17 protein-coding genes are annotated in these 17,825 nt (G+C 61.7%); 6 read left to right on the plus strand and 11 right to left on the minus strand.

All coding sequences use genetic code 11. The features are described from left to right. Window positions 1–159: 159 nt before the first annotated feature. A complete protein-coding gene (locus AC0VX3_RS07020; protein WP_475524101.1) occupies window positions 160–1,221 on the minus strand; it encodes a nucleotide kinase domain-containing protein in 1,062 nt (353 codons plus the stop codon). A gap of 346 nt (window positions 1,222–1,567) precedes the next feature. Here AC0VX3_RS07020 and AC0VX3_RS07025 point away from each other — a divergent pair, with 346 nt between their 5' ends. The 6 genes from AC0VX3_RS07025 (at window position 1,568) to AC0VX3_RS07050 (ending at window position 7,733) form a co-directional block, all read left to right on the plus strand. Continuing rightward, window positions 1,568–2,776 (plus strand): substrate-binding domain-containing protein, encoded by a 1,209-nt coding sequence (locus tag AC0VX3_RS07025; RefSeq protein WP_475524102.1) that lies wholly within the window; start codon window positions 1,568–1,570, stop codon window positions 2,774–2,776. A 549-nt stretch (window positions 2,777–3,325) separates the two neighbouring features. Beyond that, entirely contained in the window at window positions 3,326–4,117 is a 792-nt protein-coding gene (locus AC0VX3_RS07030) for an ABC transporter ATP-binding protein (protein ID WP_475524103.1), read from the plus strand. Then, on the plus strand, window positions 4,114–4,842 hold the full coding sequence (locus AC0VX3_RS07035; RefSeq protein ID WP_475524104.1) for an ABC transporter ATP-binding protein: 729 nt from the start codon (window positions 4,114–4,116) through the stop codon (window positions 4,840–4,842). Before AC0VX3_RS07030 ends, AC0VX3_RS07035 begins: the two co-directional genes overlap by 4 nt. Beyond that, window positions 4,839–5,867 (plus strand): branched-chain amino acid ABC transporter permease, encoded by a 1,029-nt coding sequence (locus AC0VX3_RS07040; protein WP_475524105.1) that lies wholly within the window; start codon window positions 4,839–4,841, stop codon window positions 5,865–5,867. The genes AC0VX3_RS07035 and AC0VX3_RS07040 overlap by 4 nt, the downstream gene beginning before the upstream one ends. 13 nt (window positions 5,868–5,880) lie before the next feature. Further along, window positions 5,881–6,942: a branched-chain amino acid ABC transporter permease gene (locus AC0VX3_RS07045; protein ID WP_475524106.1), complete on the plus strand. Its 1,062-nt coding sequence runs from the start codon at window positions 5,881–5,883 to the stop codon at window positions 6,940–6,942. Further along, window positions 6,939–7,733: an alpha/beta fold hydrolase gene (locus AC0VX3_RS07050; RefSeq protein WP_475524107.1), complete on the plus strand. Its 795-nt coding sequence runs from the start codon at window positions 6,939–6,941 to the stop codon at window positions 7,731–7,733. Before AC0VX3_RS07045 ends, AC0VX3_RS07050 begins: the two co-directional genes overlap by 4 nt. 7 nt (window positions 7,734–7,740) lie before the next feature. Here AC0VX3_RS07050 and AC0VX3_RS07055 read toward each other — a convergent pair whose 3' ends face one another. The 10 genes from AC0VX3_RS07055 to hemA form a co-directional block, all read right to left on the minus strand. Continuing rightward, window positions 7,741–7,986: a hypothetical protein gene (locus tag AC0VX3_RS07055; protein WP_475524108.1), complete on the minus strand. Its 246-nt coding sequence runs from the start codon at window positions 7,984–7,986 to the stop codon at window positions 7,741–7,743. After that, window positions 7,983–8,768, minus strand: coding sequence for a hypothetical protein (locus AC0VX3_RS07060; RefSeq protein WP_475524109.1), 786 nt, complete (start codon window positions 8,766–8,768; stop codon window positions 7,983–7,985). The genes AC0VX3_RS07055 and AC0VX3_RS07060 overlap by 4 nt, the downstream gene beginning before the upstream one ends. Then, on the minus strand, window positions 8,765–9,832 hold the full coding sequence (locus AC0VX3_RS07065; RefSeq protein ID WP_475524110.1) for a Rieske 2Fe-2S domain-containing protein: 1,068 nt from the start codon (window positions 9,830–9,832) through the stop codon (window positions 8,765–8,767). Before AC0VX3_RS07065 ends, AC0VX3_RS07060 begins: the two co-directional genes overlap by 4 nt. Continuing rightward, window positions 9,829–10,011 (minus strand): hypothetical protein, encoded by a 183-nt coding sequence (locus AC0VX3_RS07070; protein ID WP_475524111.1) that lies wholly within the window; start codon window positions 10,009–10,011, stop codon window positions 9,829–9,831. The genes AC0VX3_RS07065 and AC0VX3_RS07070 overlap by 4 nt, the downstream gene beginning before the upstream one ends. Then, window positions 10,008–10,244: a hypothetical protein gene (locus AC0VX3_RS07075; RefSeq protein WP_475524112.1), complete on the minus strand. Its 237-nt coding sequence runs from the start codon at window positions 10,242–10,244 to the stop codon at window positions 10,008–10,010. Before AC0VX3_RS07075 ends, AC0VX3_RS07070 begins: the two co-directional genes overlap by 4 nt. A gap of 80 nt (window positions 10,245–10,324) precedes the next feature. Continuing rightward, window positions 10,325–12,301: a thiamine pyrophosphate-binding protein gene (locus AC0VX3_RS07080; protein WP_475524113.1), complete on the minus strand. Its 1,977-nt coding sequence runs from the start codon at window positions 12,299–12,301 to the stop codon at window positions 10,325–10,327. 23 nt (window positions 12,302–12,324) lie between these two features. After that, window positions 12,325–13,941, minus strand: a complete 1,617-nt coding sequence (locus tag AC0VX3_RS07085; RefSeq protein WP_475524114.1) for a glutamate synthase-related protein — start codon at window positions 13,939–13,941, stop codon at window positions 12,325–12,327. Window positions 13,942–13,989: 48 nt separating this feature from the next. Beyond that, entirely contained in the window at window positions 13,990–15,243 is a 1,254-nt protein-coding gene (locus tag AC0VX3_RS07090) for a cation:proton antiporter (protein ID WP_475524115.1), read from the minus strand. A 124-nt stretch (window positions 15,244–15,367) separates the two neighbouring features. After that, window positions 15,368–16,141: a DUF1194 domain-containing protein gene (locus AC0VX3_RS07095; RefSeq protein ID WP_475524116.1), complete on the minus strand. Its 774-nt coding sequence runs from the start codon at window positions 16,139–16,141 to the stop codon at window positions 15,368–15,370. Between the two features lie 197 nt (window positions 16,142–16,338). Continuing rightward, complete coding sequence (hemA, locus tag AC0VX3_RS07100) at window positions 16,339–17,556, minus strand: 5-aminolevulinate synthase (RefSeq protein WP_348151537.1); 1,218 nt, start codon at window positions 17,554–17,556, stop codon at window positions 16,339–16,341. Between the last annotated feature and the right edge of the window lie 269 nt (window positions 17,557–17,825).

Here is a 17,825-nt window from a genome sequence, read left to right on the forward strand (position 1 = left end):
CCGACTGAATCGAGTTTCTGCAGTTGGCTTAAGTTGTCGTCGCAAAAGGGTCAGAACCAATGCTAACATCTAAATTGGGTTAGTTGAACATATCTGGACGTCAATTGAGACAGAACTGAGCATAACCCACTGGAAAATCAAGCGGTCGCAGAAACTAAATTATATTAGTTTATTAAGTCCCCATTTGGGAGGAAAGTAGTAATTTATTGCCTCATGTTTGGGTGAAAATTTTTGTTTGATGCGAGTTCGACCGGAGATGCCCTTTATTTCTGGATGAGCGACACGTGCGTACTTGTCCACTTCACAAAAAAGGTTCTGGCAATCAATAAGCTGCAGACGGCGACCCCAAAGAGATAAGAAATTAAGCCCGAGTCGCTCGAACTCTCGTTCTTGTTGATCTGCCATCATTCGGACTATATCGGGTTCGGATAAGTCTCCTAGATCGGAGAAACATTTTCGAATGCCGTCCAGTGCGCCTGGGCCAGGAACAACGAAGTCAAGCTCGCTAAAGTCGGTTAATTCACTGTAGTTGACGTCAGTAATGAATTGATAGGCAAGAAAATTACCTATTGTTGGATATGATTTCAGGCATTCGAAACCGGTATGCATCGTCGGTGCTTGCACCAAGCGGTCGGGAAGATGTTTCTCAATCATAAGTTCTAAAAGTAGAAGGTGGTTCTGGTGTTTCAGAGAGTGTCCGAAAGATTTGCTTCCGGGAGGCATAATATAAGCTGCTGAATATATGATTTTTCCTTTTTTGCGCGCGTCAGATAGTATTTTATCATATATTTTGAATGAATACTCTGACAATATTATTTTTCCTAGTTGTCGTTCAATTGTTTCCCAAGTTTCAATTTTATTGAATATCTTAAAAAGCATGATCCGAAAAAATATCTCGTTGGGAGACTTTGGGAGATCATCTCGATAAATCACATTTTTGATAAGGTATTGGCTTGTGCGGTCTGATGCTCGGTAGGCATTGGTGAATTTATGGGCGCTTAAAATAGGGTCAAATGTCCATGGTCTTAAATTTGATTCTTTGCGTTTAAAAAATATTTTTTGTCTTTCGGCAGCGAACCGCCAATAGGTGTCGTATACAGGTGTGATTTTTGCAGGAAAAAGCCGCGAAAACACATAGGGTGCTTTTTGCCGGTCAACTTTTTCGGGATCAGCGCCTAATTCGAAGAGGTCCGTGGTTGATCGATTGTCTCTATTGCTCATGAGAGCCGGCTTTCGAACTTGTTTTGACAATTGTGTTCTCTAAGGTTGCACTATTTAGCCATTAATTGTGGATACTATTATGTCCGTCGATAAGCGACCGTGAATTTTTTAATTTGGGAAGCGGTTTCATACAGGCGCGGCCAAGGTCGACATTCCAGCACATATACGAATTGCGTGTACCGGCCGATGCAAACGGAAAACTCGGCGTGGCTGCGCACCTCCTCCCTTGACATGAATACTGATTCATGTGTCATATAAATCTGCGTCAGGCGCCATCAAGGCTTTGCGCGGGCTGTGGGAGCGGTCTGTGGTAGGGTTGGCCTGAGGTGCAACGGGAGGAAAATTCATGAGGAAATGCGTTACACGCCGGGTGCTGCCGGTGCTCGCCGGACTGGGTCTGGGGCTGGGCCTGGCTGCCGCCGGCGCTGCGGGTGCGCTGGCTGAAGATATCAAAATCGCCCATGTCTATGGCAAGACCGGGCCGTATGAAGCCTATGCGAAACAGTCGCATACCGGGCTGATGATGGGGCTGGAATATGCCACCGACGGCACCATGGAAATCGGCGGCCGCAAGATCGTGGTGATCGAGAAGGACAGCCAGCTGAAGCCGGATATCGGCAAGGCGGCGCTGGCCGAGGCCTATGGCGACGACGAGGTCGACATCGCCGTCGGGCCGGTGTCCTCCGGCGTGGCGCTGGCCATGCTGCCGGTGGCCGAGGAATACGAAAAGCTGCTGATCGTCGAGCCGGCCGTGGCCGACTCGATCACTGGCGCCAACTGGAACCGCTACATCTTCCGCACCTCGCGCAATTCCTCGCAGGACGCGATTGCCAATGCGGTGGCGCTGGGCGGCGAGGGTGTTTCCATCGCGACGCTGGCGCAGGATTACGCCTTCGGCCGGGACGGGGTCGCCGCGTTCCGGGAAGCACTTGCCGGCACCGGCGCCGAGCTGGTGTTCGAGGAATACGCGCCAACCGACACCAAGGACTTCACCGCCAACGCACAGCGGATTTTTGACGCGCTGAAGGACGCGCCGGGGCGCAAGTTCCTGTTCGTGATCTGGGCCGGCGGCGGCAACCCGATCAGCAAGATCAAGGCGATGGAGCCGGAGCGCTTCGGGGTCGAGATCGCGACCGGCGGCAACATCCTGGCGGCCATGAAGGCCTACAAGGAGCTGCCCGGCATGGAAGGGGCGACCTATTATTATCACGAAATCCCCGACAACCCGGTGAACGACTGGCTGGTGAGCGAGCATCAGAAGCGCTTCGACGCGCCGCCGGACTTCTTCACGGCGGGCGGCATGTCCGCCGGGATCGCCATTGTCGAGGCTATCCGCAAGGCCGGCTCCACCGACACCGAAGAGCTGATCACCGCGATGGAAGGCATGGAATTCGAAACGCCGAAGGGCACGATGATGTTCCGGCCAGAGGATCACCAGGCGCTGCAGTCCATGTATCACTTCAAGATCCGGGTCGATCCGGAGGTGGAGTGGGGCATTCCGGAGCTGGTGCGTGAATTGAAGATCAGCGACATGGATATCCCGGTTCGCAACTAGGGGGCGGGTGGGGCTGTCTCCCGGATGCGCCGGTGCATCTGGCTTGTCCGGGGCGGCTCTCTTCTGGTGTCACCCCGGACAAGCGAAGCGCAGATCCGGGGCCTGCTCGCAGTGCATCTTGTTGAAAAAGTGCGACGTTTAAAGTCTGACGTTTTCGGCCGGGTTTCTCCATTGCGCCTGCTCTCTGGAAATGAGTGGGCCCCGGGTCTCGCTCCGCTCGCCCGGGGTGACATCCGTATTTGCGGCGCGCGGCGACGTGGATTGGTGACTGCTCGGAGGGCGGGGAGGGTCTCAAGGGGGGTGAGCGTCGTGCCCCAGTCCTTGCCCAGTCCTTGCCCCAGTCCGGGCGCCTTCCCCGGCAAGCGCAGCGCCGACCGGGGATCCATTGGCTTCCAGAGCTTTGGAGGCTTGGGCTTCGGCAACGTGGCTTGGGTCCCCGCACGGGCGCATGCAGTCAGCCTGGCATCCATCGCTTGATCGATGCCGCTCGCAATGTTGAAATCGACGGGCCGTGCCCGTCCCCCTGAAACGAACCTGGAATTCCTTGTCTTGGCCAACGAACATCCCATTCTGGAAACGAAGGACCTGAGCATCCGCTTCGGCGGGCATGTGGCGGTCGACCGTGTGTCCTGCGCGTTCGAGCGGGGCACGCTGACGGCGATTGTCGGGCCGAACGGGGCCGGCAAGACCACCTATTTCAACCTGATTTCCGGGCAGTTGAGCGCGACTTCCGGCGGGGTGCTTCTGAACGGCGAGGCGATCACGCGGATGTCCGTGCCCGAGCGCACGGACCGGGGCATCGGCCGGGCGTTTCAGCTGACCAATCTGTTTCCCAGTTTGAGCGTGCGCGAGAACGTGCGCCTGGTGGCGCAGGCGAAGGCGCGCAAGGGATTCGATCTGTTCTCCATCGCCGAAAGCCATGTGGAGCTGCTGGAACGGGCCGATCATGTGCTCAGCGAAGTGCGGCTGATCGACAAGGCGGAGCAGACCGTCGCCGCGCTCTCCCATGGCGACCAGCGCAAGCTGGAAGTGGCGATCCTGATCGCGCTCGGGGCGCAGGTGCTGATGTTCGACGAGCCGACCGCCGGCATGAGCGTCGACGAGGTGCCAGTGATCCTGGAACTGATCCAGAAACTTAAAAGCGACATGGACCGGACGATCCTGCTGGTCGAACACAAGATGGACGTGATCCGCACGCTCGCCGACCGCATCATCGTGCTGCACAACGGCGAACTGGTCGCCGACGGCGACCCGGCCGAGGTGATCGCGCTGCCGATCGTGCAGGAAGCGTATCTCGGCAAGGCGCCCGACCCCACCGCAACGCCGGGGGAAGCGGCATGAGCGCGGATATCCTGCTGTCGCTGGCGGGCGTTCACACCCATATCGGCCCCTATCACATCCTGCAGGGCGTGGATCTTCAGGTGCCCGAAGGCGGGGTCACCGTTCTGCTGGGGCGCAATGGCGCCGGCAAGACCACCACCTTGCGCACCATCATGGGGCTTTGGACCGCGAGCCAGGGCGACATTCATTTTGCGGACCGGGAGATCACCCGGCTGGCGACGCCGGAGATCTCCCGGCGCGGCATTGCCTTCGTGCCCGAGGACATGGGCATCTTCACGGATCTGACCGTGGCCGAAAACATGGTTCTGGCGGCGGCATCCGGGCCGATAGACGGCAAGCGTCTCGCGTGGATCAAGGAGCTGTTTCCGCCGATCGGCACCTTCTGGAATTCCTCCGCCGGGACACTGTCCGGCGGGCAGAAGCAGATGCTGGCGGTTGCCCGGGCGATCATCGAGCCGCGCCGGCTGATCCTGATCGACGAGCCGACCAAGGGGCTGGCACCGGCCATCATCAAGGCGATGACCGATGCGCTGAAAGTGCTCAAGGACACCGACACCACCATCCTGCTGGTGGAACAGAATTTCGCCATGGCCTCCAGCATCGGCGACACGGTTGCCGTGATGGATGACGGGCGCATCATCCATTCAGGCTCCATGCAGGCGCTGGCGGGTGACGCCGCCCTGCAGGAAAAACTGATGGGACTGAGCCTGGAGGCACATCAATGAGTGAAACGTCGATCAAACCCCGGCTCGAGCAGATCCCCCTCGGCGAGCGGGTCTTTCAAAGATTGCCGGTCCTGCTGGTGCCGCTGCTGGCGGTGGCCGGTCTTGTCGCCATCGGCAATCCGGCGAGCTGGCTGACCCTGACGGTGGCGGGCCTCGCCATGGGCATGATGATCTTCATCATGGCTTCGGGTCTGACCGTCGTTTTCGGCCTGATGGACGTGATCAATTTCGGCCATGGCGCTTTTGTCGCCGTCGGTGCTTTCGTGGGCTTCACCGTGCTGGCCTGGCTGGCGGGCTGGACGGCCTCGCCCAGCGTGATCATGAACCTTGCCGCCGTGCTGATCGCCATCCTGGCGGCGATGCTGGTCACCGGGCTTCTGGGCCTCGCCTTCGAGCGGGTGATCGTGAAGCCGGTCTATGGCGAGCATCTGAAGCAGATCCTGGTGACCATGGGCGGGCTGATCGTTACCCAGCAGATGATCTACGTGGTCTGGGGACCGGACGAGATGCACCTGTCGCGGCCCGAGGCGCTGCAGGGCTCCTGGGTGATCGGCGAGGCGGCCATCGAGAAATACCGGCTGGTGGCGGTCGGCATCGGCCTGGCGCTGTTCGTCGGCATGCGCCACATCCTGAGGCACACGCGTATCGGGTTGCTCGTGCGAGCAGGGGTCGAGAATGGCGAGATGGTCGAGGCGCTCGGCTACCGGGTCCGCCGCCTGTTCCTGATCGTGTTCATGACCGGCTCCGCGCTGGCCGGTCTCGGCGGCGTCATGTGGGGCCTCTACCAGGAGACGATCACCGCGCATATGGGATCCGACGTCATGGTGCTGGTGTTCATCGTGGTGATCATCGGCGGTCTCGGCTCCGTGGAGGGCTGTTTCATCGGCGCGCTGCTGGTCGGCCTGCTGGCCAATTACACGGCCTTTCTGGCACCCAAGGTGGCGCTGATTTCGACCATCGCGCTGATGGTGGTGATCCTGATGTGGCGGCCCCAGGGGCTTTATCCTGTCGTGAAGGCGAAGTAGGGAAAACCGGATCATGCTGACCAGACTTCTCTCAGGCGACACGCCGCGCAGCGGGCTGCTGACCGTGCTGCTCTTGATCGTGCTCGTTTCCCTTGCCTTCGCGCCGTTCCTGTTTCCCGGCACCAGGTCGCTGGAGACGGCGGCGCGGATCTGCATCTTCATCGTGCTCGTGGCGAGCTACGATCTGCTGCTCGGTTATGCCGGCATCGTCTCATTCGCCCATACCATGTTCTTCGGCATCGGCGCCTATGGCACCGCGCTGGCGCTCGCCACCACCGGGCCGAGTTACGGCTCGCTGATCTGGGGCACAGTGGCGGGGGCCGTGGTGGCGGCCGTCTTCGCGCTGGCCATCGGTCTGTTTTCGCTGCGCGTGAAGGCGATCTTCTTTGCCATGGTCACGCTGGCGGTGGCAAGCGCCTTCGCGGTGTTTGTCTCGCAGATGTCGTGGCTGACCGGCGGCGAGGACGGGCTCAACTACAAGATCCCGCGCGAGCTGACGCCTGCCTTCAAGCTGGTCAAGGAGAAGGTCCTCGGGGTCAGGATCAACGGCAAGCTGCTGGCTTACTATCTGGTGTTTTTTGCCTCAACGATCCTGTTTCTGGTGATGCTCAGGATCGTCAATTCACCGTTCGGGCGCACTTTGAAGGCGGTGCGCGACAATGCGTTCCGGGCGGAAGCCATCGGTTACCGGGTGGTCTGGTACCGGACCACCGCGACCGTATTGTCCGCTGTCATGGCCGCGCTTGCCGGATCGCTGCTGGCGATCTGGCTGCGCTACACGGGACCGGCGACGACACTGTCGATGGAAATCATGATCGACATTCTGCTCATGGTTGTGATAGGGGGCATGGGCACGCTTTACGGAGCTGTGCTCGGAGCAACCCTGTTCATCCTGGCGCAGACCTATCTGCAGACCCTGATGGGCGTGGCGGCGGAGGCGACCGGCGCGGTGCCGTTCGTGTCCGTGCTGGTGGCGCCCGAGCGCTGGCTGTTGTGGCTGGGCGTGCTGTTTATCCTGTCGGTCTATTTCTTCCCGACAGGCATTGTCGGGCGACTACGGGCAGGGCGTGTGTGAGCGAAAATCCGCTGTATATCCGCGAGGAGGGCAGGGGCCGGCCCCTGGTCCTGCTCCACGGCTGGTCCTGTCCGGGACGGTTTTTCGATCCTCAGGTCGAGGGGCTCAAGGCCGATGCACGCTGCATCGTTCCGGACCTGCCGGGACATGGCAAAACCGGCGACCGGCTTCCCCTGACGATTGAAGCTTCGGCGGATGCGCTCCAGGACCATCTGCTTGCTCACGATCTGAAGGACGTTGTCCTGTGCGGATGGTCGATGGGGGCCCTGGTCGCCTATGCCCTGATCGAGCGGCATGGCGCGGAGCGGATCTCCAGCGTGGTCACCATCGACATGTCTCCGAAAGTCCTGAACGACGCGGACTGGCCGCATGGAACCAGCAATGGTCTCACCCGCGAGATCAACGCGGTTGTCCTGGAAACCATGGTTGCCGAGTGGCCCGGCCTGCCGGCCCGGATCGCCCGCCGGCTGTTTGCCGCCGGCCGTCCGGTGGACCCGGCTCTGATGGCCTTTGCCCGGAACGAGATCGCCGGCGGGGATCCGGTTCTGCTCAGGCGGATGTGGGCGTCGCTCACGGAGCAGGATTTTCGCACGCTGCTGCGCGCCTTGCCCGTGCCGCTGCATCTGGCAGCCGGGGCCGGCAGCCAGCTTTACAATCCGGCCATGATCCGCTGGCATCAGGACAACGTGCCGGAGATCCATGTGCATGAATTCGCACAATCCGGCCACTCGCCCCATCTGGAAGAGCCGCAAGCGTTCAACCGCCTGCTGCTGGACCTGCTGCAGAGATAATCCGGGATCACGGCTGCCGGCCATTGAGCCTCGATTTCACGAACCCGATGATCCGGTCGAGGAATGTGAGCGCCAGGAAAACGGCGAGCAGACCGACGAAAAACCTCATATCGGTCAAAAGCGTGCCGCGCGCGAACTCCCGGGCGCCCGTGTTGGCATAGGTCCAGACATAATAGACGGCGGCGACCAGACCCAGGGTCATGACCAGAGACGTGAGCATGGTTCGCCAGCGGGGCTGTTCGGATGCGCTCATTTCAGCACTCTCGCGGTTGCCGGATCCACCTTGAAGATCATCAGGTCGTCCAGTTGCTCGATGTCGCCCTCCACTTCGATGTAGAGCGCGAGCAGGGGATCGAGGTCGTCGCCGAGCAGATTGCCGTTGCTGTCCGCCAGCAGGAAGAAGTTGCGGCCCGCGACCGGACCGGAAGACACGAAGACCGGAGGAATGCCGCCGGTGAGGCAGAGATCGGCGCAGGCCTTGTGGGCAAGGCCGCGACCCGGCCGCATCGCACCGGCATAACACTTGCCGTCGCAGATCTCGCCGGTCAGTTTCCAGCGGCCGAGCGGGACAGGTTCGGACAGGGTGAGTTCGCCAGTGTTCCCGGAAGTGTCCCCGGAAGCGTCCCCGGCAGAGGCTTCCACCTTGCCGACCTGGATCATGGTGAGGTCGCCCCGGCTGACCGGCACGCCGCGCAGGGTCACGGTCTGGTCTGCGAAACTTTCCGCCTGATCGAACACGCCGCGCTTTCCCTGGCCGGCGAGCATGTAGCTGCGCGCGGGGCTCTCGCCGTCCGCGGGCACCCGGAAGACCGGGTAGGGTCTGAGTTCCAGCATGCCGGTTTTTTCAAACCGGGCGCCCCACAGGAAACCGCCGTTGCCCGGATCGTTCTGGGTCGACGACAGCGCAAGGGCCGCGAGCCCCAGGCCGCAGGTGAAGCACACTGTGAAGATGGACAGAAAAACCACCAGTGGTCTTGGCACCGCATTGAGGTAGCCGACGAAAAACGGCGCGTCCCTGGTTTGTTTCCAGCTCATGGGGTGTCTCCGTATGTGACCGGGTCGACATGGGTTCCGGGTGGCAGGGCGTTCGGGTCGAGCAGGATGGTCGTGCCGATCAGCTTCAGACGGTAGGTCGAAATCTTCTCGGTGAAAGGGGCCGGGGCGCGGCCGTCGGCGAGATTGTACTGGTAGCCGTGCCAGGGGCAGGTGATGCAGCCCCACAGCACCTTGCCTTCGCCGAGCGGTCCGTTCTGGTGGGCACAGACATTGGTGATCGCCGACAGTTTGCCGTCATACTTGAAGATCGCCACCCGTTCGTCGCCGGACAGGGACACAACCCTGGCGCAGTCGGTGTCGATGTCGTCCAGCTCGCCGGCGACGACCCAGCCCTGCTGTTCCAGTGAGGCTTTCGCGGCCGCCTCGCCGCGGTCCCGGTTCGCCTCCGTGCGCCCGGTTGCGAAATGCAGGCCGGAGACCACGACCACGCCGGCCGCGACGATCGCGGTGAAGACCGGGTCGCCCGGCCCCTGCAAGGCGCCGAGCGCCACATGCAGGACCACGAAGGCATAGGCGGCATAGACCGCCATGTGCAGCGTCTTCCAGACCGGGGCGCCCAGAAAGCTCAGCCAGAAATCGTGGCTGGTGGCCGCCAGCACCAGCAGGATGATCAGCGCCGCGATGCCGAAAGCCTCGAACGGAAAGCCGAGGATCTGGCCGTAGCTGGTGTTGGAGGAAAGCAGGGCGACATACTGGTCTGTCGGAGAGAAATTGAAATACCAGCCGAGCACGTAGTTGGCGTGGACGGCCGCGATGCCTGCGGTCATGACGCCGAAGTGGCGGCGGTTGTAGAGCAGCGGCAGGAAGCGCCGGTCGAGCCGGGCCAGCGGGCCGATGCACAGGATCACGGTCAGCATCAGGAAGGCGCAGCTGCCGAAGGCGCGCATCCTGAGGATGGCCCCGTCGATGGGCCTTGTGACGTCCTCGAAGGACGGGCCGACGCGGATGAAGAGATACAGATACAGCGCCACGGCAATCAGCAGGACGGCGTCATACACGATCTTGTTGCGGTTCCAGATGACTGGTGTGTATTGAACACTCACTGAGGGGTCTCCTGGGCGGTCTCCGGGGCGGCGGGACCGGCCGGCGCCTCGATCAGGACTGCCGGCCGGTCGGCGGGCGGCGTCTGGCGCAGGGCAAGAACCGCGAAAAACGCCAAGGGCAGAAGGATGCCGAGGGCCGTCCAGATCCGGGCATGGGCGGTGCGGTGGGCGCGTTTCATCCTGCGTCCTTTCCGTTGTTTCCCGGCCCGGCTCTTTCAAGCGCAACCCAGCGATAGAGCACCAGCGGCCAGATCAGGCAGATGCCGGGGATGAGTAGCGGCCGGAAGGCATGGGACCCGCGCGCGGAGGGCTCCACCCGGTCGATGCCGACGACCAGAAACAGGGCGGCGACCACGCCCCCGGCCATCAGGTAATAGCGGGCGATGTCGATCAGAACAGCTGCGGTCTGCATATGTGTCCCAAGGCCTCCTCAAACACTTGTTCAATTGTAATCCTTGACCTCGCAAGGACGCGTTTCCTCGTGTCCCCGGCTCAAACCAGGTCAGCGTCGGTGATGATCTCCACGAGCGACGGGCCGTCGTGAGCGATCGCGTCGGCGATGGCGCCGTTCAACTCGGCGGCATCCGTCACCCGGTGCCCCTGTCCACCGCAGAGCCGTGCGAAGGCGGCGAAGGACGGGTTGGCCAGGCCGGTCTCCCAGACCGGCCACTCGCCGGAGCGCTGCTCCTTGGAGATCTTGCCGAGTTCGGAGTTGTTCAGCAGAATATGCGTGATGTTCATGCCATATTTCACGGCGGTGGTGAACTCCATGGCGTATTGGCCGAAACCGCCGTCGCCGGAGATCGAGATCACCTTGCGGCCCTTGTAGTCGGCGAAATCCTGGGTCGCGCACCAGGCGCCGATCGCGGCCGGCAGGCCGAAGCCGATGGACCCGAGATATCCGGACATCAGGATGCGCTGGCCGCGCGGTTCGAAATAGCGGCCGAAGGAATAGGTGTTGTTGCCGACGTTGACGGGAATGATCGCATCTTCCGGGCAGAGTTCGCCCAGGGCCTTGAAGATCGCGGCCGAGTGAATGCCCCGGCCCTGATCTTCCGTCAGCCGCCGCTCCTTTTCCTCGCGCCAGATCGCCCACCGCCCGGAAAGCTCCGCGATCTGGTCCGGCGCGTCGGCGGGCTTGGCAACCCGGTCCGCGATGGCCTCGCAGAACCTGCCGATCTCGCCCCAGACCGGCAGCGTGACGGGATGGAACTTGCCGAGCTGCATGCGCTCGAAATCCACCTGGATGATCGGCTTGTAGGGCGCAATCCCGGTATGGTTGGCAAAAGAGGAGCCGAGAGAGACGATAAGGTCCGCCTCGTTCATGAACCAGCTCGCGATCGGGGTGCCGGACCGGCCGAGGACACCGGCTGCGAGCGGGTGGCTGTCGGGGATGAGCCCCTTGCCCTTGAAAGTGGTCAGGACCGGCGCGCCGATCCGTTCAGCCAGCGCAATCACCTTGTCGCGGACGGTTCTGGCGCCATAGCCGAGCACGATGGCAGGGCGCCTGGCGCCATTGATGAGATCTGCAGCCCTGGCAAGGTCGTCGGAGGAAGGTGTTATCTGCGTGCCGCCGAGGCGTCCGTGCGGACCGGTGGCCTCCTTGGCGCTGGGCAAGGTCTGGACGTTGTCCGGGAAGATCAGGTGGGCGACATCGCGTTCGACCAATGCGGTTTTCAGCGCAAGCGACATGAGTTCGGCGTGATTGGACGTTGCCAGCACCGGCTGCGAGAAGCGCGACACGGCGTCGAAGGCGGATTTGAGGTCGATGTCCTGGAAGGCGCCCGGGCCGAAGACCTGGGTCTGCACTTGGCCGGTCAGCGCCAGCACCGGCGCACGGTCGACCTTGGCGTCCCACAGTCCGGTCAGAAGATTGGTCGCACCGGGGCCGGCTATGGTCAGGCAGGCGGCGGGTTTGCCGGTCAGCTTGCCATAGGCAGAGGCGGCAAAGGCGGCCGCACCCTCGTGGCGGATGCCGACATAGCCGAGTTTGCCCTGGTTCACCTGTCTGCGGATTGCGTCGGCCAGACCCAGATTGGAATGGCCGACCATGCCGAACACGCGTTTGACACCCCAGTTGACCATGGTTTCGGTCATGACATCGGTGACCGTGCGTTCGTGCGCCGGTTCAGCTTCCAGGCCGACAAAGATCTCGCCGTCCTCGATTTTCAACGGGTAGAGTTTCTGGCCACTGTCTTCATGGCCGCCAGGAGGCGCGCCTGTCAGCGGGTCGAAATCCCAGCCGTGCCAGGGACAACGGATCCAGCATTTGCCATCGCTGCCCTTTTCGATCGAACCTTCGCCGAGCGGTCCGCGCTGGTGCGGGCAATGATTGTCCATCGCAGCCCACCGGCCGTCGAAATGGGACAGGCAAACGGATGTGGTGCGGGCGGTGACCGTCTTGACCCGGCCCTCTGGCAGATCATTGATGTGACCAACCCTGATCCAGTCGAGGTCGTGCGTGTCCATCGTCTTTCCTCCTCGAGTGGCCATCATGGCCGAGTGACACCGCCATAGGCAACACCGGAAAGATCCGCCATTTCCCGTTTCCAGGTGGTCAGATCCTCCGGGCAGAACCGGTTGAGATGGGAATAGCCGCAGGCGCGGGCCATCACCTGCATCAGCTCAACCGAGGCATCGAAGAAATTGGTGAGCTGGCGCGCGGATTTTTCGATCTGCAGCCGGTTCACCAGATGCGGTTTCTGGGTGGCGATGCCGACGGGGCAATTGTTGGTGTGGCAGGCACGCATGGCAATGCAGCCGATCGCCTGCATGGCGGCATTTGACACGGCGATGGCGTCGGCGCCGAGCGCGAGCGCCTTGACGAAGTCCGCCGGTTTTCTGAGGCCGCCTGTGATCACGAGCGATACATCGCTCCGTCCGAGCTTGTCCAGGTGACGGCGCGCGCGGGCAAGTGCCGGGATGGTCGGCACCGAAATGTTGTCGCGGAAGATGATCGGAGCGGCACCGGTGCCGCCGCCACGGCCGTCGAGGATAATGTAGTCGACTCCGACCTCGAGCGCGGCGTCGATGTCCTTTTCGACATGCTGCGCGGAGAGCTTGTAACCGATCGGGATGCCGCCGGTGCGGCTGCGCACTTCATCGGCGAAGTCCTTTACCTCCGAGCACTCGGTCCAGTCCGGAAAGCGCGGAGGCGAGATCGCATCCTCGCCTTCTTTCAGGCCCCGCACTTCGGCGATCTTGCCTTTCACCTTGGCGCCGGGCAAGTGGCCGCCGGTGCCGGTCTTGGCGCCCTGGCCACCCTTGAAATGAAAGGCCTGCACCTTTGCAAGCTTCGGCCAGTCGAAGCCGAAGCGGGCGGATGCCAGTTCATAGAAGTAGCGGGAATTGGCTTCCTGTTCTTCCGGCAGCATGCCGCCTTCGCCGGAACAGATGCCTGTGCCGGCGAGTTCCGCACCACGTGCCAGCGCGACCTTGGCCGGTTCCGACAGGGCACCGAAGCTCATGTCGGAGACGAACAGCGGAATTTTCAGATGCAGTGGTTTTTGCGCGTTCGGGCCGATGACGACATCGGTGCCGACAGGGTCGTTGTCCAGCATCGGAAACCGCTGCAACTGGGCGGTGAGGATCTGGATGTCGTCCCAGTCGGGCAATTCGGCGCGCGGTACACCCATGGCGTCGACCTTGCCATGATGCCCGGTCTTGGAAAGGCCGTCCCGGGCATATTGCTGGATCAGGCCGTTGTAAGGCTCTTCCTCAGCGCCGTGGCTGGGATCGGCGTAAAGGCCGAGATACTGGTCTCGCTGGAAAGGCTGCGGGTTTTCCTCCGCCCAGGCGGTAATTTCATCCTCGTCGACGAAGATGTCGTCGTTCTCGACCCAGCACGCAAATTTCGGCAGGGCCTCTGAATTGTTGTATTCGGAAACGCCGCTGTCGAGGCGGTAGTCCCAATAATGCAGACCGCAGATCAGGTTCTTGCCGTCGACATAGCCGTCGGACATCAGTGCACCGCGGTGCAGGCAGCGGCCGTAGAAAACCGAGACCTCGTCGTCAAAGCGGACGACCACAAGGTCGACATCGGCCACGAACGCATATTGCGGCTCTCTGTCGGGTAAAGCGCTTAAAGAGGCAACTACTTGTCTTTTCATGATTCCTCCGGCTAACGGCGTTTCCGCCCTGGCAGTTGATTGTTCCAGTTATCGTTGTTCGGCTGTAGGCTTAGGCCGCATCGGCGGCACGGTTTTCATTTCGGCGGCGCCTTCATTTTCCGACATGCGCGCGCCGTACCACCTGGAGAGCGGCACGGCTGTGACACCGTGCAGGACGGCACTGATCCACACAGCGTTGACGGCAAGGTTCAACAAATACTCGCCGATCTCGTGATCGAGCTGATCGACGACCAGCAGGGCAAACAAGGCGGTTGCCAGCCCGCGCGGGCCGAACCAACCGAAAAAGAGCTTGGTCAGCGGTGCCGCATCGGTGCCTGTCAGCGACAGCCAGATCGCCAGCGGCCGGACGATGAAGAGGCTGGTCAGGATGATGGTGAGCATCCTTCCATCGAGATGGGCGACTGCGTTCGGTACCAGCGCAAGTCCGATCAGGAAAAAAGCGCCCCAAGCCAGCATCTGGCCTTCGCTTTCCGTGAACTCGAAAATGAAGGCACATTGGCCCTTGATGACATTGCCGAAGAAAAGCCCGGCGACAAAGGCGGCGATGAAGCCGTTGCCGTCGACCATTGCGGCCGCCAGATAGGCACCGCTGGCCATGGCGAGGGCGCCGATGCCCTCGATGGTTGCCGAGGTCATCTTGCGCCGCTTGGCCGCCAGGAACATGACGCCGCCGACGGCCCCGATGAGGCCGCCGACGAGCGGTCCGAAAAGGAGCTGTTTGGCACCGAACAGCAGCCAGTTCGTTGCCTCGGGTTGCATCATTTCGCCAACGAGGCTCGCAAACAGCAGGATGACCGGCAGGGCCATCCCGTCATTCAGGCCGCTTTCCAGGGTCAACGCCCGGCGGACGCGTTCCGGCACGGCCTTGTTGGTGACGACCGCTTGGCCGAGCGCCGCGTCGGTGGGGGCTAGAAGGGCCGCAGCGAGCGCCGCAACAAGGATCGGCATGGGCGAGAGCAGCGGCGCGGCGACCGCCGTGCCGATCACAACTGCCAGCGGCAGGCCGATCACCAGCATGCGCAGCGGCCACTGATGGCGCTGTCGCAAGGATTTCAGGTTGATCTGCGCGGCATCCAGAAACAGCAGGATAATGAGGGCGACTTCTGCAACGATGTGCAGGAGATGTTCGGCATCCTCAAAGGGAAACATTCCGGTCTGAGCCATCACATAGCCGAACCCGATGAACAGGATTGGCGCAGTGAGAATGCCGTTGGACAGGGTTTTTGCCAGCAAGGTGTAGCAGACGGTAAACATCGCCAGCATCAAAAGACCGGTGGCCATAAAAAATATCTCTCTCCCAAAGCCTTCGGCGGCATTAGGGCAAGACGGCCCCGCCAACTCAAATCACAAGCAGATCATACTCCCGTGTGGCAACCGTGAATTTCCCGGAGGGTTTTTAAGTTCACTATCGGCGAACCGGGACCGTATCGACTGTTTTTTCCTCCATGCGTAGCCGCGCCGTCCGCTTGAGGATGCGCCGGGAATCCTCGGGCCTGGCGGCGATTTCAAGGATCAGTTTCTTGCGCACGGCCTCGGCAAAGGTCCCGGCGCTGTCGGCAGTGACCACGAACGAGGCCGGGCCGCCGATGATCTCCTGGAAGAAACGTTCTTCGAGATCGTAGGAGACCGGACGCCCGGAGCAGTGCCGGCACAGGACGGCCAGGCCGTTGATGACGATCCCGGAGGACACGACGGCCTCCCTTGCCTCCGCAATGGTCGGCCCGTTCCAGTTGTTGGCGCTGTCGGCGGAGAGATCGATGACGCGGCGAAGCCCTCTGTGGCCGTTGCCGTCGATCAGGTCCTTGCCTTTCAGCAACGCGGCGCCGATGGCGTTGCGCCCATAGGCGCGCCGCGGCGCGGCCATGAGCTTTTCGGCGAAGGCTTCCGCCGGGACCGGACCGTCGATCACCGTCCAGTCGACCACGACATCCTGGGAGAGCATGTCCGCCCATTCGACATAGGTGACGGCGATCTTGCCGTAGATGTTGCTGGAAATCGCGTTCAGCACCGACGGGTCGGTGATCGCCTCGGCATAGCCGCGCCGCTGGAACCGGATTTCCGCCTCGTCAATCGACCCGGTCGCATCGGCGAGCAGGACGAGTTCCAGGTCTACGTCTTCTGACCGAGACGCCGATGTGGCCAGAAGCCAGCAGGCAAGAAAGGCAAAAAGTATCCGCATCGGCGATGCTCCCCGTGAACTGGCTCTCAAGGGGTAGCTAGGGCAGGGGCGGGATCTGGAGAAGAGGTGACAGCAAAAACCCGGACGTCATTGCGGATAGGGGTTCGGCTTGGGGCACACTCGCCCTGGACGGCGGAGGCGAAAAAAACCCGCGCTCCGGAGGAGAGCGGGTTTTACAATCAGCAGTCAGGACGGGTTTACGCCACGGCCCGGGCGAGCGCGCATTGCGACCAGAGGTCGTTGATGGCATCTGCGAGGTGTTCGATGTCCGCGGCCGTGTGCAGCGGGGTCGGCGTGAAGCGCAGACGCTCGGTGCCGACAGGAACCGTCGGATAGTTGATTGGCTGGACATAGATGCCGTAGGTCTCCAGCAGGATGTCGGAGATCCACTTGCACTTCTTGGCGTCGCCGACCATCACCGGAACGATGTGGCTCGGGTTTTCCATGTGCGGAATGCCGCGCTTGTCGAGCGCCGCGCGCACCTGGGCGACACGGTCCTTGTGCGCCTTGCGCTCGAACGGGCTTTCCTTCAGGTGCCGGATCGAGGCCGTCGCGCCGGCGGCAAGTGCCGGCGGCAGGGCGGTGGTGAAGATGAAGCCCGAAGCAAAGGAGCGGATGAAGTCGATCACCGTCCTGGTGCCGGTGATGTATCCGCCCATGACGCCGAAGGCCTTGCCGAGCGTGCCCTCGATGATGGTGAGCCTGTCCATCAGGCCCTCGCGCTCGGCGACCCCGCCGCCACGCGATCCGTACATGCCGACGGCGTGAACTTCGTCCAGATAGGTCAGTGCGCCGTATTTGTCGGCAACATCGCAGAGTTCCCGGATCGGCGCGATGTCGCCGTCCATGGAATAGACGCTTTCGAAAGCGACCAGTTTCGGCGCGTCCGGGTCATCGGCGGCCATCAGGCGTTCCAGATCGGCGACATCATTGTGCTTGAAGACACGCTTTTCGCAGCGGGCGTGACGAATGCCCTCGATCATGGAGGCATGGTTCAGCGCGTCGGAATAGACGATCATGCCCGGAACCTGGGAGGCAAGCGTTCCGAGTGCCGCCCAGTTGGACACGTAACCCGAGGTGAAGATCAGGGCCGCTTCCTTGGCGTGCAGGTCGGCGAGCTCGTTTTCCAGGAGAACGTGATAGTGGTTGGTGCCGGAAATGTTGCGGGTGCCTCCGGCCCCGGCGCCGCATTTGGAAATGACATCCTGCATGGCCGAAACGACCTTGTCGTTCTGGCCCATGCCGAGATAATCGTTGGAGCACCACACGGTCACATCCTGAACGGAGCCGTCCTCGCGGTAGCGTGTCGCGCGCGGAAAGTCGCCGGCCTGACGTTCGAGATCCGCGAAGACGCGGTAATTCCCGTTGTCATGCAATTTGCCAAGGCGTTCTTCCAGATACGCGTTCACGTCCATACTCAGGATCCTCTCTTCGCCGGCGTTCGCCGCAAGCGCCTCTCCCCAGGCCCGCGCGACTTTACGTTCCGCGCGGTATATTCATCTCCGGAGCCCGTCTCTTCGTCCGCAACCAGAGTAGCAGCTAATTTATAGCCATTCAAAACTGCATATCAATGTTTGTGCCTTGATCAAGGTCAAATCACACGCTGCGGCCAAACGCCCTAGGTCATAAGCTCACAAAAAACATGCATTCAGGGTAGTCAGGAACCGGTTCGATCGCGCGCTCG

Source organism: Roseibium sp. QJM3NY_11 (assembly GCF_056173175.1).